This window comes from Pantoea sp. SM3640, from assembly GCF_015654165.1.
GTDB classification, from domain to species: Bacteria; Pseudomonadota; Gammaproteobacteria; order Enterobacterales; family Enterobacteriaceae; genus Pantoea; species Pantoea vagans.
Map to the genome: position 1 here is coordinate 1,706,884 of NZ_CP064872.1, position 15,231 is coordinate 1,722,114.

The following is a 15,231-nucleotide window of genomic DNA, read 5'->3' on the forward strand; positions in this document are numbered from 1 at the left end:
TTATCCTCTTGCTGCCAGTGCGACGACGCGTTCATAAGCCTGCCCGCTGCGGATGGCGTTAAGCGCCTGCTGGGCGTTTTCACGCAGATCTTCCTGACCGAATACTTTAAGCAGCATCGCCACGTTAACGGCGACCGCTTCCTCATGGGCCTGCTGGCCATTACCCTGGAGTAAAGCCGTCAGAATGTCACGATTTTCTTCCGGCGTGCCGCCTGCCAGCGCCTCTTTGGGATGGAAGCCAAAACCAAAGTCTTCCGGCGAAAGCTGATAGCGGGTGATTTCACCTTCACGCAGCTCAGCCACATGGGTCACATCGTGCAGTGCGACTTCATCCATACCACCACCATGAACCACCGCTGCACGCTGATAACCCAGCACTTTCAGGGTCTGCGCAATCGGCAGCACCAGTTCCGGGCTGTAGACGCCAATCACCGCCAGTGGCGGGCGCGCCGGGTTGATTAATGGACCTAACACGTTGAACAGGGTGCGGGTCTTCAGCTGCTGGCGCACTGGCATCGCGTGGCGAAAGCCGGTGTGATACTGCGGTGCAAACAGGAAGCAGACGTTCAGATCGTCCAGCGCCTGGCGCGCACGGTCAGCGGGCATATCCAGATTGATACCAAAGGCGGCCAGCAGGTCAGACGAGCCCGATTTGCTGGAGACGCTGCGGTTGCCGTGCTTCGCCACTTTCAGACCGCAGGTGGCGGCAACAAAGGCGCTGGCCGTCGAGATATTAATGCTGTTACTGCCATCGCCGCCGGTGCCGACGATGTCCGCGAAAGCGTAATCCGGGCGGGGAAAGGGTTTCGCATCTTCCAGCAGCGCGGTGGCGGCTCCGGCGATCTCTTCCGGCGTTTCACCACGTACTTTCATGGCGACCAGTGCAGCGGCGAGCTGCGTGGGTTCCAGCTGTCCGGTAATAATGGCGCTGAACAGCTGATGACTCTCAGCCTGATTCAGCGTCTGCGCCTGGTAAAGTTTTTCCAGTGTCTGTTGCATCGTTATTCTCCCTGTTACTTCGCCAGCGCCCAGGCCAGCGTCTGCTCAAGCAGGCGCGCGCCCTGGGAAGTCAAAATCGATTCAGGATGGAACTGAAACCCGCAGACGCGATCGGTTTCATGACGAACCGCCATCACCATCCCGTTAAAGCTGGCATTAACCGTCAGCTCATCCGGCGTGTTGCTGCCTACCAGCGAGTGATAGCGCGCCACCGGCAGCGGATTGCTCAGGCCGGCAAACATCGCCTCGTCGTCATGAACGATAGACGAGGCTTTGCCGTGCAGGATTTCGCCCGCCTGGCCTACATGGCCGCCATAGGCTTCCACAATCGCCTGATGTCCCAGACAGATGCCGATGATCGGCAGGCGTCCGCGCAGCACCCGCAGCAGCTCCGGCATACACCCGGCATCTTTTGGCGCGCCGGGGCCGGGTGACAGCATCAGCACCGGATTTTCCATCCGCTCCAGCTGAGCAATTAACAGTTCAGCGGGCAGGTTGTTGCGGTAGATCACCACGTTGTGACCAAAGGTACGCAGCTGATCAACCAGGTTATAGGTAAAAGAGTCGATGTTATCGAGCAGCAGAATATCGGCCATCAGAAGATCTCCTTGCAGTGATGGGCAGTCGCGATAGCGCGCAGAACGGCGCGGGCCTTATTGCGGCTTTCATCAGCTTCAGCCTGCGGATTAGAATCCAGCACCACACCGGCGCCCGCCTGAACGGTGGCAACGCCATCTTCGACATAGGCCGAACGAATAACGATGCAGGTGTCGAGATCGCCCTGCGCGGTGAAGTAGCCCACCGCGCCACCGTAGCTGCCGCGACGGGTGCGTTCAGCCCCGGCAATCAGCTGCATAGCGCGAACTTTTGGCGCACCGCTCAGCGTGCCCATGTTCATACAGGCACGATAGGCGTGCAGCACGTCGAGGTCGGCGCGCAGCGTGCCGACGACGCGGGAAACCAGATGCATCACGAACGAGTAGCGATCAACTTTGGTCAGGTCAGCCACGTAACGGCTGCCGGGCACGCAGATGCGCGCCAGATCGTTACGCGCCAGATCGACCAGCATCAGATGTTCAGCCAGCTCTTTATGGTCGGTGCGCATCTCCAGTTCAATGCGGCTGTCGAGGTCACGGTCCAGCGAGCCATCAGCATGGCGGCCGCGCGGGCGGGTACCGGCAATCGGGTAGATCTCAATCTGACGCGAGGTGGCGTCATACTTCAGTGAGCTCTCTGGTGACGCGCCAAACAGGGAGAAATCCTGATCCTGCATAAAGAACATATACGGGCTGGGATTGCTGTTTTTCAGCGTGTCATAGGCAGCCAGCGGTGACGGGCACGGCAGCGAGAAGCGGCGTGATGGCACGACCTGGAAAATTTCACCGATGCGAATCGCCTGCTGCATGGTGCGAACGACTTCACAATACTCTTCATCGCTCTGGCTGGTAGTCAGCGTCATCTGTTCGACCTTTTGTACCGGCAGCGCAGGTGCTGGCTGCAGCATCTGGCCATGCAGCTGCTCGATACGGCGTTGCAGACGCTGGAACTCGCTGGTGGACGGGCAGAACAGGCTGGCCTGCAGACGCGCGCTGCGGGTCTGGTGATCGATCACCAGTAATGTCTCTGCCAGGTAAAAACAGTAGTCAGGGCAGCGCTGCTGATTATCCAGTTCCGGCAGGGTTTCAAAACCAGCCACCAGGTCATAGGCAAACAGACCACCCAGCAGCACGGCTTCGCGCTCGTCGGCAGGGGCGTTAACCAGCTGGGGAATCAGTCGCAGTGCATCAAACACCGAGAGTGCTTTGAGACGGGAATCTTCGTCCTGATGCGGATCGGTGCTCTGTGGAAAAGTCAGCTCTCGGCCATCGGGACGGACCTGATTGCTGACGGAAGCGGGCAGAGCCTCATCCAGCAGCGGCAGCACGGCACGGCCATTTTCTGACAGCGCCTGAACGGTCACCGTATTACCCATGGCGCTGATACGCAGCGCGCTGTCGACAATCAGCAGACTTTTTAAATTACGCTTGCTGTCGATATCCGCAGATTCAAGCAGCAGGGTTGCCGGACGTGCGCCGCACAGCTGGTGAAACACTGCGGCCGGATCTTCGCGGTAAGGCGCGGTGCCGGTAATCAACTTCACTGTAGGTTTCGCATTTGGCATGATGATTTCTCTGAATTTCGCTCAAAAAAAAGCCCGCTCGGTGGCGGGCTCAGGTATTAGCACAGCGGTTACGCAAAGTGTGCACGATCCTGTCGCCCGTTTTCGGGAACATCGCGCCAACCGTTTAAATGCGTGATTACAACAGACATGATTGAATACCCGTTACGTGTGAACTTGTGTACTAGTTAACGGGTTCATGACGTAAATGTCAATACACTTTTTCACTGACCGTGAAAATCGTTATCATGCTGGCCGGTTTAGTTTTAGCAGGAGTTCTCTTGAGCGATATCGCCCGTTTTCCGGTTTATGATTTACACAGCCACACGCGCGCCTCCGATGGCTTACTGACGCCAGCAGACCTGGTGCAGCGAGCCGTTGAGATGCGCGTTGGCGTACTGGCGATCACCGATCACGACAGCGTTGCAGGGGTAGAGGAAGCGCAGCAGACGGCACGGGACCACGATTTACCGATAAAAGTGCTGGCCGGGGCAGAGATCTCTACGCTGTGGGAGAACCATGAGATTCACATCGTCGGCCTGAACATTGATATTCATCATCCGGCGATGATGACGTTTCTGGCCGGACAACATGCCTGCCGCCGGACGCGGGCGGAAGAGATCGGTGAGCGACTCGCCAGGGCACGTATCCCGGATGCGCTGGCGGGTGCGATGCGTCTGGCTGATGGCGGCATCATTACCCGTGGTCACTTTGCCCGCTTCCTGATTGAACAGGGCAAAGCGGACAATATGGTACAGGTATTCAAAAATTATCTGGCGCGTGGCAAAACCGGCTACGTGCCGCCACAATGGTGTACAATTAAACAAGCTATTGATGCGATTCATCATTCTGGTGGGTGTGCCGTGCTGGCGCATCCTGGCCGATATGGCTTATCGGCGAAGTGGCTTAAACGGCTGGTCGCCCATTTCCGCGAGGCGGGCGGCGATGCGATGGAAGTCGCGCAGTGCCAGCAGCCACCCAATGAGCGTACAACACTGGCACAATACGCCAGAGATAATGGACTGGCCGCATCACAAGGTTCTGATTTTCATCAACCCTGCCCGTGGATTGAGCTGGGCCGTAAACTCTGGCTGCCTGCAGCGGTTGAGCCGGTCTGGGAACGCTTCCCGGATCTCGCGCCCGGCCTGACAATCACGGAAAGGTGACACGAGGTTTCTATGAGTCAATTGTTTCACATCCATCCGGACAATCCTCAGCCACGGCTGATTAACCAGGCGGTCGACTACCTGAACAAAGGCAGCGTCATTGTCTATCCTACCGACTCCGGCTATGCGCTGGGCTGTCGGCTGGAGGAGAAGGGCGCAATGGAGCGTATCTGCCGTATTCGTCAACTCGACGGGCACCACAACTTCACCCTGATGTGCCGGGATCTTTCGGAGCTGTCGGTTTATTCGCAGGTAGGCAACTCGGCTTTTCGGCTGCTGAAAAACAACACGCCAGGCAACTACACCTTTATTCTCAAGGCGACCAAAGAAGTGCCGCGTCGCCTGATGAATGAAAAGCGTAAGACCATTGGTCTGCGCGTGCCCTCCAATCCGGTGGCGCTGGCGCTGCTGGAAGCGCTGAATCAGCCGATGATGTCGACCTCATTGATTCTGCCGGGCAACGATTTTACCGAGTCAGACCCGGAAGAGATCCAGCACAGCATTGGTAAGCTGGTCGATCTGATCATTGACGGCGGTACGCTGGGTCAGCAGCCGACCACGGTGGTCGATCTGACCACCGATTCGCCAGAAATCGTGCGTGAAGGCGTGGGCGATACCCGCCCGTTCCTGTAATTACGTCGGGCTTCAGACACCGCGCGACGGTGTCTGAGCCAGATTCGACTCTAACCAGTTCTTAAACTGACCGTAAGGAATATAAAGTGATACATCTTTGAGGATCACTTTGTTATTACGCCCATTCTTAATCGAGTCAGAATAGCCAACAATAACGCCGCCCAGCGTATCATCCCGATTATAAACGCCACCGCCAGACATTCCCTGAACGACCCCCGCATTCGAGGCCATCGCTAAGCAGGGACTTTTATTCCATTTATTCCGAATAGCCGTGCGGGCTAAATTAACCCCGGACGACTCAACCGGCATCGCGGAAATAAAGCTGTAACCATACATTTTAACCGGATCGCCGATGTCGCTGCTGCGGAACTTAGTCAGCGTGCTGGCATCATTCTTGTGATAAATAATCGCAAGGTCGCAATAAGGGTGATAAGACTTCACACGCTGCACGGCAGTTTTAGCCACGTGCGCAGCCGTGAGGCTATATTCAGGCGTCAGAGGAATGCTGGTGCCCAGTGTACCCAGACCGAGGATCGTCGGAATGCCTGTCACGCTCATATCAACGTGCTGCATCGCCGTACGACTGTACTCGGTGTGGCCCACGGAACACCCGCTCAGCACCAGTGCAGCAAGCACCGGGCACAGAAACAGGTTTCTCATGATGTTTTTCTTTATTCAGGCATGTCGGGAAATCCCTGGTGAAGATTTTTGACATGCAAGCAGGGTTCATCACTGAACCGTATTAACGCAACAACTCCGGATGCGCCGGTTTATTGGATTAATGTAAAAACACTATTTTTATTAAAGAATGAATTAAGCAAGACTCAAATGTCGCAAGAACGCTTTGCCGCGTATTTTGCTTTTTTATTATGCTGCCGGGATAAAGTGTATCAGCTTAATAGTGTCGTACAATTTATTAAAGCTAATGACAATCAAATGTTATGAAAAATAAGGTTATAAACGAATCTCTATTAGGAATAATCTGACTTTTCTGTTTTTAGAGTGGGTGCATCATGATTAAATTCAACTAACCAGCATTTCATGCTGACTTTAATATTTTTTTTAGATGATCTAAAGTACGGTAAGAATGATGGAAGTGTAAGATAGCGTTAAGATTTTACTCTCCGAATATCGCTTTGATGAAAAATGAGTGGTTAGAAAATTTAATTGTCATCAGCTATAAAGTTTTCGATCTAGGCATTTTATTAAACATATTCTCTTATCATATGCCGGGTTTTATTAAATCAGCATCAAGGATTATCAGATCTCAAACTATCAGAGGTTAACCTTTTTTTATTTACTATGACACTATCCATAAAGGGCGTTACTTCAGCATTAAATGCCTGTATAATGGGGCAAACTTGCTAAGTTAACCTGTTGATTTAGAAAGGATTATCACCCAATCATGACGCCTGGGAAGGCGACAAAGAGGAAGCTCAATGAGCGAAAAGTTACAGAAAGTCTTAGCGCGTGCCGGTCATGGCTCGCGTCGTGAAATCGAATCAATGATTGCGGCCGGCCGTGTCAGCGTTGACGGCAAGATCGCCACCTTAGGCGACCGCGTCGAAAGCAGCAAATCCCTGAAAATCCGTATTGATGGCCATCTGGTTTCGATTGCTGAATCAGCAACCGAAGTCTGCCGCGTGCTGGCTTACTACAAACCGGAAGGCGAACTCTGTACCCGCAGCGATCCTGAAGGCCGCCCGACTGTGTTTGACCGTCTGCCGCGTCTGCGTGGCTCACGCTGGATTGCCGTTGGCCGTCTGGATGTGAACACCTGTGGTCTGATGCTTTTCACCACCGACGGTGAACTGGCGAACCGCCTGATGCATCCGAGCCGTGAAGTGGAACGTGAATATGCGGTGCGCGTGTTTGGTCAGGTCGACGATGATAAAATTCGTCAGCTGAGCAAGGGCGTTCAGCTGGAAGATGGTCCGGCTGCGTTTAAAACCCTGAAGTTTGGCGGTGGAGAAGGCATCAACCAGTGGTACAACGTCACCCTGACCGAAGGACGTAACCGTGAAGTGCGTCGTTTGTGGGAAGCGGTCGGGGTGCAGGTGAGTCGTCTGATGCGTGTCCGCTACGGCGATATCACGTTACCAAAAGGCCTGCCACGCGGTGGCTGGACCGAACTGGATCTGCCTGCGGTGAACTATCTGCGTAACCTGGTGGAGCTGGATGATGAAACGGTCACCAAGCTGGTGGTCGAAAAAGATCGTCGTCGTACCAAGGCGAACCAGATTCGTCGTGCGGTGAAACGCCACAGTAAAGTGAGCAGCACGCCACGTGCGCCACGCCGCAATCCGGGCAGCAAACGTAACTCCGGTTAATCGTGTTGCCCGATCGCTAAAAACGCAGCCCCAGGGCTGCGTTTTCTTTTTCTGTTACCAGTCAATGCCCTGCTGAGCCTGGATACCGGCATCAAAGGCGTGCTTCACCGGCCGCATTTCTGTCACCGTATCCGCCATTTCAGTCAGGCTGCGATGACAGCCACGTCCGGTAATGATTACGCTCTGATGCGCCGGACGCTGTTGCAGGGCGGTAATCAAATCGTCCAGCGGCAGATAATCCATGCTGACCATATAGGTGATTTCGTCGAGTACCACCAAATCAAGCTGCGTATCGGCCAGCATCCGTTTTGCATGCTGCCACACGGTCAGACAGGCGGCGGTATCCGTTTCGCGGTTCTGGGTGTCCCAGGTGAAACCGGTTGCCATCACCTGAAACTCTACACCATGCTGTTCCAGCAGGTTACGCTCACCATTCGGCCAGTCACCTTTAATAAACTGAATCGCCGCCGCACGCTTGCCATGTCCGGCAGCGCGCAGGGCGGTGCCAAAAGCCGCCGTCGTTTTGCCTTTGCCATTGCCGGTGAACACCATCAGGATGCCACGCACCTCGGTGGCTGCCGCAATCCGCGCATCGACCTGCTCCTTTAGCCGCTGCTGACGCTGTTGATGACGATCGTCAGCCATTACTCTGCGGCTCCGGGTTTTCTGCCCGGCTGCGCATCAAAGCTGATACCGGTTTTGCGCCGGCTATCATCACCCATCAGATAAAGGTAGAGCGGCATCAGATCGGCAGGCGTTTTCAGCTTGTTAGCATCTTCCTGCGGGAAGGCGCTGGCGCGCATTTTGGTCCGCGTTCCGCCCGGATTAATGCAGTTCACTCGCAATGCCTGCGTTTTATACTCATCCGCCAGCACCTGCATCATCCCTTCGGTGGCAAATTTAGAGACGGCATAAGCCCCCCAGCCTGCGCGACCGGTTCGGCCAACGCTGGAGGTGGTAAACACCAGTGAACCGGCATCTGACTTTAACAGCAGCGGCAACAGCGCCTGGGTCAGGAGGAAGGTAGCGTCCAGGTTGATGTTCATGACCTGCTGCCAGATCTGAGGGTCGAGTTCCGCCAGCGGCACGATTTCACCGAGGATACCGGCATTGTGCAGCACGCCATCAAGACGAGGAAACTGCTGTGACAGCTGTTCTGCTACCTGATGACAACGTTCCGGTGTTGCTTCAGCCAGATCAAACACGACGGTATGAGCAGCACATTTATTAAGTTGATCGATTGCCTCTTTGACCTGCTGAAGCTTCTCAGGGTTACGGCCCATCAGGATCACTTCAGCGCCATAACGGGCATACGTCAGCGCCGCTTCCCGGCCAATGCCATCAGAAGCGCCAGTGACCAGGATGATACGGTGATTGAGCAGGTCGCTTTTCGGTTGATAATGCACAGCGGGGTCCTCCAGCGAAAACAGCATGATTCCGCTTTATGCCTGAATTTACGAATGGGCGCAATCGCCAGACCACCCATTCTGTGCCGGCTGCTGGCATTTCAGGCGACGGAGCAGGGTAAAACGGCTAAACTGGCGAATTGTTTTTTTATTCTTTGTGACTAAGGCGACCTGATGGATTTTATTTCAACGTATGGACTGTTTTTAGCAAAAGCGGTGACGCTGGTGGTTGCCGTCGCTGCGATTGTCATGATTATCATGAATGCCGCGTTACGCAAACGGGCACAAAGTGGTCAGCTTCGTCTGACCCATCTGGGTGATGACTATCAGCAGATGAAAGAGGATTTGCAGCTGGCAAAAATGAAGCCGCAGGCGCAGAAAGTCTGGCTGAAAAATCATAAAAAAAGTGAAAAGCTGAAAGCCAAAGCGGAAAAACAGGCGGCAAAGCAGGGACAGACAGAGAGCGTTAAGCCCACGCTTTACGTACTCGATTTTAAAGGCAGCATGGATGCCGGTGAGGTGAGCTCACTACGTGAAGAGATTTCAGCTGTGCTGGCGGTGAAGCAGCCTGGCGATGAAGTGCTGCTGCGGCTTGAAAGCCCTGGCGGCGTGGTGCATGGCTATGGGCTGGCAGCGTCGCAGCTTCAGCGTCTGCGTGATGCGGATCTGCGCATCACGGCGGCTGTAGATAAAGTGGCAGCCAGCGGGGGCTACATGATGGCCTGCGTGGCCGATCGCATTGTGGCTGCACCGTTCTCGATCATTGGTTCCATCGGCGTGGTTGCGCAAATCCCTAACTTCAACCGCCTGCTGAAGCGTAACGATATTGATGTTGAGCTGCATACTGCCGGACAGTATAAGCGCACGCTGACGCTGTTTGGTGAGAATACCGAAGAGGGACGTGAAAAATTCCAGGAAGATCTCGACGAAACGCACCTGCTGTTCAAGCAGTTTGTTCACCAGATGCGCCCGACACTCGATATCGACCGGGTGGCAACTGGTGAACACTGGTATGGTCGTCAGGCGCTGGATCTTGGCCTGATTGACGAAATCGGCACCAGCGATGACCTGATTATCCGTCAGATGGATCAATTCAGCGTGCTCGGTGTGCATTACGCCCGCCGTCGTAAAATGATGGACCGTTTTACCCAGAGCGCCGGCTCGGTGGCTGAGCGGTTGCTGCTGAAACTCTGGCAGCGCGGCGAAAAGCCACTGCTCTGATGCGAAACCCGGCCTGTGCCGGGTTTTTATTCCAGGTGATAGCGCGGCGACAGCTCCACAGCAAGGTATTTGAAGACGTTAAACACCGCCGTGGTTTTCGCGGTCGGCAGTCCATCCGCATCAAGAAAGAACGGTCCGCGAAAGACCAGCATATCCGCCTGCTGACTTACCTCATCCGCCTGCATGCCCGCTAAATAATTATCATGTTCTTTAATCAGCGCATTGGCCTTTTCCAGCAATGCCTGTCGGGAAATAGCCTGAGTTGATCTCTGCATTTATTCGCTCCTTTTTGACAGCATCCAAATCCTTTCTATATTACTGGCCTGTCACGCGCTGTGACAAATCGGTCTGAACGATGAAAACCTGGCGTAAGTTCGGGCTGAGTGCTAATTAAGTTGCGTAACAGATTTTATCAGGTAGAGTGTGGGCGATTCCGATTTCAGGGATTTTGCACCGGGATGTGCGAAGAGTTCAGATGGAAAAAGCACGCTTTATCATGCAGTTGCAGCAGGCCGCATCATCTGATCTGAGATTGACCCCTCCGCCTTGAAATGTTAAACAGGCGCAGCAATATTGAACCCACTGGGTTTTTGGGCATCCAATCCTCTCCCGTTAAGCAGGATGTTTTCATTAGGTAAAGGTAAATATGGGTAAAGCACTCGTTATTGTTGAGTCCCCGGCAAAGGCTAAAACAATCAATAAATACCTGGGTAGTGACTACGTGGTTAAATCCAGCGTGGGTCATATCCGGGATCTGCCGACCAGTGGTTCAACCGCGAAGAAGAGTGCTGACGCTTCGACAGATAAGAAAGTCAAAGACGCTTCAACTGACAAGAAAGTCAAAAAAGTTAAAAAAGATGAGAAAGCCGCACTCGTCAGCCGCATGGGTGTAGACCCTTATCACGGCTGGGAAGCGGATTATCAGATTCTGCCCGGCAAAGAGAAAGTCGTTGCTGAACTGAAGGCGTTAGCCGCCAATGCTGACCACATCTATCTCGCAACCGACCTTGACCGCGAAGGGGAAGCCATTGCCTGGCACCTGCGGGAAGTGATCGGTGGTGATGACTCGCGCTTCAGCCGCGTGGTCTTTAACGAAATCACCAAGAATGCGATTCGTCAGGCGTTTGAAAAGCCGGGCGAACTGAATATTGACCGGGTAAATGCTCAGCAGGCGCGTCGTTTCATGGACCGCGTGGTGGGCTATATGGTCTCGCCACTGCTGTGGAAAAAAATCGCCCGTGGCCTCTCGGCCGGACGTGTGCAATCTGTTGCGGTTCGCCTGGTGGTGGAACGTGAACGTGAGATCAAAGCCTTTGTTCCCGAAGAGTACTGGGAAGTTAATGCCGCACTGACCACGCCAAAAGGCGATGAGCTGTCCATGGACGTGACGCATAAAGGTGATAAAGCCTTCCGTCCGGTCAATCGCGACGAGACTTATGCCGCGGTGGCGCTGCTGGAAAAAGCGCGCTATGAGATCGTCGACCGTGAAGATAAGCCGACCAGCAGCAAGCCGGGCGCGCCTTATATCACCTCGACACTGCAGCAGGCTGCCAGCACCCGTCTGGGCTTTGGCGTGAAGAAAACGATGATGATGGCTCAGCGCCTGTATGAAGCCGGTCACATCACCTATATGCGTACCGACTCGACCAACCTGAGTCAGGATGCGGTCGCCATGGCGCGTGGCTATATCGAAAGCAATTTCGGTAAAAAGTATCTGCCTGAAACCGCCATTACTTACGCCAGTAAAGAAAATTCCCAGGAAGCGCACGAAGCGATTCGTCCTTCCGACGTGGAAGTGGTGGCGGAAAAGCTGAAGGATATGGAAGCGGATGCGCAGAAACTCTATCAGCTGATCTGGCGTCAGTTTGTTGCCTGTCAGATGACACCAGCAAAATATGATTCCAGCACCATTACAGCGGCGGCGGGTGAATTTAAACTCAAAGCAAAAGGCCGTATTCTGCGTTTTGATGGCTGGACCAAAGTCATGCCAGCGCTGCGTAAGAATGATGAAGATCGTACATTGCCTGCCGTCAGCGTGGGTGATGTTCTGGATCTGCAACAGCTTCTTCCGGGCCAGCACTTCACCAAGCCACCGGCGCGCTTCAGCGAAGCGTCACTGGTGCGTGAACTTGAGAAGCGCGGCATTGGTCGTCCATCCACGTACGCAGCCATTACCTCGACCATTCAGGATCGCGGCTACGTGCGGGTAGAAAACCGCCGCTTCTATGCGGAAAAAATGGGTGAAATCGTCACCGATCGTCTGGAAGAGAACTTCCGCGAACTGATGAACTACGATTTCACCGCCCGCATGGAGAGCAATCTCGATCAGGTGGCGAATAACGAGGCGCAATGGAAAGCGGTTCTCGATCACTTCTTCGCCGACTTTACTCAGCAGCTTGAGCTGGCTGAGAAAGATCCTGAAGAGGGAGGCATGCAGCCGAACCAGATGGTGCTGACCTCGATTGAGTGTCCGACCTGTAGCCGTCAGATGGGAATCCGTACCGCCAGTACCGGCGTTTTCCTGGGCTGTTCCGGCTATGCGCTGCCGCCTAAAGAGCGATGCAAACAGACCATCAACCTGATTCCGGAAAATGAAGTCCTCAATATTCTGGAAGGCGATGATGCTGAAACCAACGCCCTGCGTGCCCGTCGTCGCTGCCAGAAGTGTGGCACCGCGATGGACAGCTACCTGATCGACAACGAACGTAAACTGCACGTCTGTGGTAATAACCCTGAGTGTGACGGTTACGAAATCGAGAAGGGCGAGTTCCGTATCAAAGGCTATGACGGCCCGGTGGTGGAGTGCGAGAAGTGTGGTTCGGAGATGCACCTGAAGATGGGACGCTTTGGTAAGTACATGGCGTGTACCAACGAAGAGTGCAAAAACACCCGCAAGATTCTGCGCAGTGGTGAAGTTGCACCGCCGAAAGAAGATCCGGTTCCGCTGCCAGAGCTGGCGTGTGAGAAGTCCGATGCTTACTTCGTGTTGCGTGACGGCGCAGCGGGCGTTTTCCTCGCGGCCAACACCTTCCCGAAATCACGCGAAACGCGTGCGCCGCTGGTGGAGGAGCTTCAGCGCTTCAAAGATCGCCTGCCTGAGAAGCTGAAGTATCTGGCCGACGCGCCAGCAGCCGATCCGGAAGGCAATAAAACGCTGGTGCGCTTCAGCCGCAAAACCAAACAGCAGTATGTCTCCTCTGAAAAAGAGGGTAAGGCAACCGGCTGGTCCGCCTTCTATATAGATGGCAAGTGGCAGGAAGCGAAAAAGTAAGTCTCAGGCCAGCATTTGCTGGCCTTTTTCTTACTCTGCTTATCCGATTTATCCACTGACACTGACAACGCACCACATTCAGGCCAGCGCTCGCTGGCCTTTTTCTGAGCCTTATATCAATCCGTTCTACTCTGTCACTTAAACTGATATAGTTGTTATAGCATTTCCGACCTTTCCTGATGCATAGCATTTCTTGACCCTTGCGACTATACGTCAAGCGGGGATGCGACTCTGTAACTTACCGGGATGGAATAGATATGAAATTACAGCAGTTGCGCTATATCGTCGAAGTGGTGAACCATAATCTCAATGTCTCTTCGACAGCGGAAGGTCTCTACACCTCTCAACCCGGCATCAGCAAACAGGTGCGTATGCTGGAAGATGAACTGGGCGTGCAAATTTTTGCCCGCAGCGGTAAACATCTCACCCAGGTGACGCCTGCAGGCGAAGAGATCATTCGTATAGCGCGTGAAGTTCTCTCCAAAGTGGATGCGATCAAATCTGTCGCCGGCGAGCACACCTGGCCGGATAAAGGCTCGCTTTATGTCGCCACCACACATACCCAGGCACGTTACGCGCTGCCAGGCGTGATCAAAGGATTTATCGAGCGCTATCCGCGCGTCTCTTTGCATATGCATCAGGGTTCACCAACCCAGATCGCCGAAGCGGTTTCCAAGGGCAATGCGGACTTTGCCATAGCCACTGAAGCGCTGCATCTCTATGACGATCTCATCATGCTGCCGTGCTACCACTGGAACCGCGCGATTGTCGTCACGGCGGATCATCCGCTGGCCGGAAAAGGGCAGGTGAGCATCGAAGAACTGGCTGAATATCCGCTGGTGACTTACACCTTTGGCTTTACCGGACGCTCAGAACTCGACACGGCCTTTAATCGGGCAGGATTAACACCCCGCATTGTCTTCACCGCGACTGATGCTGACGTCATCAAAACCTATGTCCGTTTAGGTCTGGGCGTGGGGGTTATTGCCAGTATGGCGGTTGACCCGGTGGCCGATCCTGACCTGATTCGTATTGAAGCCGCCGATATCTTTACCAACAGTACCACCAAGATTGGCTTCCGCCGCAGCACCTTCCTGCGCAGCTATATGTATGATTTTATCCAGCGTTTTGCGCCACACCTGACTCGCGACGTGGTGGATACCGCCGTGGCGCTGCGCTCAAACGAAGACATTGAGGCGATGTTTAAGGACATTAAGCTGCCATTTAAATAGCGTTGATGCTCTCCACGACAACATAAGGCTGCCTGGTGCAGCCTTTTTTGTTGCCAGGCTTTAGCGCCAAATGAGAATCAAAAGTTTTTATGATTTTTTTGTAAATGAAACATTGATCACATGTTTTCCGGTTGGGCTTTCTTAAATGCGAAATACAACACACTTTTAACTATGTCACTTTGCGACTCGCCAGGATTATTCCCATACTCCAGTTAAGAGCTGATGTGTGAAGCCAGTAAACATAAGGTTCTTTAGATGGGTCTTTAGTTTTAAATGGATCTGTTTTTAAATTAACTCAAATTTATTAGCTGACTGTTTAATTAAATATTCGTTCAGGAGTTAATGATTTCTTACGTTACCGAAGCCTATTGATTAATACCGTTAATCGTTTTACTCAATAAAAATAACTGGATTTTTGGCCTTAACGCGTTTAGGATTCCTCCTAAATCTTAATCGATGTTATCAATCATTTTGTTGAGAGTGATTATCAAAAACTATGAATACACGACTGACTGTACAACCGGGTTTCCCGGCAAAAAGCACCAAGGTTGAGCGTACTGGCAACACCCGTCGCAATGCCTGGTTAACCGTATTCGCTGCCTCTGCGCTGTTCTGGGTGGTTGTAGCGTTAATGATTTGGCGTATCTGGGGCTAAAGCCATGTGGGCACATACACTCAGTCATAAACGTTCTTTGACCACGGGTCAGCACAAGTCAGTATCCTGCAAAGGAAAAGAAGCCCTTGCAAAGGACGAAAAAGTGTCTATCCCCGAGTCATGGGATTTGAGTGATAACCAGCGACTGTTTATTGAGTCG

Annotated in this window: 12 protein-coding genes, 1 pseudogene and 1 other annotated feature; of the genes and pseudogenes, 7 read left to right on the plus strand and 6 right to left on the minus strand. The window is 53.4% G+C overall.

The window, feature by feature from the left end:
• Both trpD and IV493_RS07920 read right to left on the minus strand, forming a co-directional pair.
• Window positions 1-1,595, minus strand: a pseudogene (gene trpD, locus IV493_RS18555) (bifunctional anthranilate synthase glutamate amidotransferase component TrpG/anthranilate phosphoribosyltransferase TrpD).
• Entirely contained in the window at window positions 1,595-3,160 is a 1,566-nt protein-coding gene (locus IV493_RS07920) for an anthranilate synthase component 1 (RefSeq protein WP_013358022.1), read from the minus strand. Before IV493_RS07920 ends, trpD begins: the two are co-directional and overlap by 1 nt.
• Before the next feature lie 23 nt (window positions 3,161-3,183).
• Window positions 3,184-3,285: a sequence feature (Trp leader region), on the minus strand.
• Window positions 3,286-3,405: 120 nt separating this feature from the next.
• Between IV493_RS07920 and IV493_RS07925 the strand changes: the two genes are divergently transcribed.
• Both IV493_RS07925 and IV493_RS07930 read left to right on the plus strand, forming a co-directional pair.
• Complete coding sequence (locus tag IV493_RS07925) at window positions 3,406-4,323, plus strand: PHP domain-containing protein (protein ID WP_195858162.1); 918 nt, start codon at window positions 3,406-3,408, stop codon at window positions 4,321-4,323.
• 12 nt (window positions 4,324-4,335) lie between these two features.
• A complete protein-coding gene (locus IV493_RS07930) occupies window positions 4,336-4,956 on the plus strand; it encodes an L-threonylcarbamoyladenylate synthase (protein ID WP_013358020.1) in 621 nt (206 codons plus the stop codon).
• Window positions 4,957-4,968: 12 nt separating this feature from the next.
• On the opposite strand, the gene IV493_RS07935 is transcribed toward IV493_RS07930, so the two are convergent.
• Window positions 4,969-5,616 (minus strand): hypothetical protein, encoded by a 648-nt coding sequence (locus IV493_RS07935; protein WP_033783249.1) that lies wholly within the window; start codon window positions 5,614-5,616, stop codon window positions 4,969-4,971.
• 779 nt (window positions 5,617-6,395) lie between these two features.
• On the opposite strand from IV493_RS07935, the gene rluB reads away from it, so the two are divergent.
• On the plus strand, window positions 6,396-7,286 hold the full coding sequence (gene rluB, locus IV493_RS07940; RefSeq protein WP_013358018.1) for a 23S rRNA pseudouridine(2605) synthase RluB: 891 nt from the start codon (window positions 6,396-6,398) through the stop codon (window positions 7,284-7,286).
• Between the two features lie 54 nt (window positions 7,287-7,340).
• Here rluB and cobO read toward each other — a convergent pair whose 3' ends face one another.
• Together cobO and IV493_RS07950 are read right to left on the minus strand one after the other, a co-directional pair.
• Window positions 7,341-7,931 carry a cob(I)yrinic acid a,c-diamide adenosyltransferase gene (cobO, locus tag IV493_RS07945; RefSeq protein WP_033783248.1) on the minus strand — a complete coding sequence of 197 codons (591 nt, stop codon included), beginning with the start codon at window positions 7,929-7,931 and terminating at the stop codon, window positions 7,341-7,343.
• A complete protein-coding gene (locus tag IV493_RS07950) occupies window positions 7,931-8,692 on the minus strand; it encodes a YciK family oxidoreductase (RefSeq protein WP_195858038.1) in 762 nt (253 codons plus the stop codon). The genes cobO and IV493_RS07950 overlap by 1 nt, the downstream gene beginning before the upstream one ends.
• Before the next feature lie 174 nt (window positions 8,693-8,866).
• Here IV493_RS07950 and sohB point away from each other — a divergent pair, with 174 nt between their 5' ends.
• A complete protein-coding gene (sohB, locus tag IV493_RS07955) occupies window positions 8,867-9,913 on the plus strand; it encodes a protease SohB (RefSeq protein WP_195858039.1) in 1,047 nt (348 codons plus the stop codon).
• Window positions 9,914-9,939: 26 nt separating this feature from the next.
• Here the strand turns inward: sohB and IV493_RS07960 are convergent, their stop codons facing one another.
• On the minus strand, window positions 9,940-10,188 hold the full coding sequence (locus IV493_RS07960) for a DUF2498 family protein (protein ID WP_195858040.1): 249 nt from the start codon (window positions 10,186-10,188) through the stop codon (window positions 9,940-9,942).
• A 371-nt stretch (window positions 10,189-10,559) separates the two neighbouring features.
• On the opposite strand from IV493_RS07960, the gene topA reads away from it, so the two are divergent.
• From topA to IV493_RS07975, 3 genes are all read left to right on the plus strand, one after another.
• Window positions 10,560-13,184 carry a type I DNA topoisomerase gene (gene topA / locus IV493_RS07965; protein ID WP_013358013.1) on the plus strand — a complete coding sequence of 875 codons (2,625 nt, stop codon included), beginning with the start codon at window positions 10,560-10,562 and terminating at the stop codon, window positions 13,182-13,184.
• A 257-nt stretch (window positions 13,185-13,441) separates the two neighbouring features.
• On the plus strand, window positions 13,442-14,416 hold the full coding sequence (cysB, locus tag IV493_RS07970) for an HTH-type transcriptional regulator CysB (protein WP_013358012.1): 975 nt from the start codon (window positions 13,442-13,444) through the stop codon (window positions 14,414-14,416).
• 496 nt (window positions 14,417-14,912) lie between these two features.
• Entirely contained in the window at window positions 14,913-15,071 is a 159-nt protein-coding gene (locus IV493_RS07975; RefSeq protein WP_003853864.1) for a YmiA family putative membrane protein, read from the plus strand.
• Window positions 15,072-15,231: the final 160 nt, after the last annotated feature.

Coding starts and splice junctions, on each gene's coding strand:
- IV493_RS07975 (WP_003853864.1), top strand. CDS start 14,913: ATGAATACACGACTGACTGTACAACCGGGTTTCCCGGCAAAAAGCACC.
- IV493_RS07930 (WP_013358020.1), top strand. CDS start 4,336: ATGAGTCAATTGTTTCACATCCATCCGGACAATCCTCAGCCACGGCTG.
- IV493_RS07960 (WP_195858040.1), bottom strand. CDS start 10,188: ATGCAGAGATCAACTCAGGCTATTTCCCGACAGGCATTGCTGGAAAAG.
- cysB (WP_013358012.1), top strand. CDS start 13,442: ATGAAATTACAGCAGTTGCGCTATATCGTCGAAGTGGTGAACCATAAT.
- topA (WP_013358013.1), top strand. CDS start 10,560: ATGGGTAAAGCACTCGTTATTGTTGAGTCCCCGGCAAAGGCTAAAACA.
- rluB (WP_013358018.1), top strand. CDS start 6,396: ATGAGCGAAAAGTTACAGAAAGTCTTAGCGCGTGCCGGTCATGGCTCG.
- IV493_RS07920 (WP_013358022.1), bottom strand. CDS start 3,160: ATGCCAAATGCGAAACCTACAGTGAAGTTGATTACCGGCACCGCGCCT.
- IV493_RS07935 (WP_033783249.1), bottom strand. CDS start 5,616: ATGAGAAACCTGTTTCTGTGCCCGGTGCTTGCTGCACTGGTGCTGAGC.
- sohB (WP_195858039.1), top strand. CDS start 8,867: ATGGATTTTATTTCAACGTATGGACTGTTTTTAGCAAAAGCGGTGACG.
- IV493_RS07925 (WP_195858162.1), top strand. CDS start 3,406: ATGCTGGCCGGTTTAGTTTTAGCAGGAGTTCTCTTGAGCGATATCGCC.
- cobO (WP_033783248.1), bottom strand. CDS start 7,931: ATGGCTGACGATCGTCATCAACAGCGTCAGCAGCGGCTAAAGGAGCAG.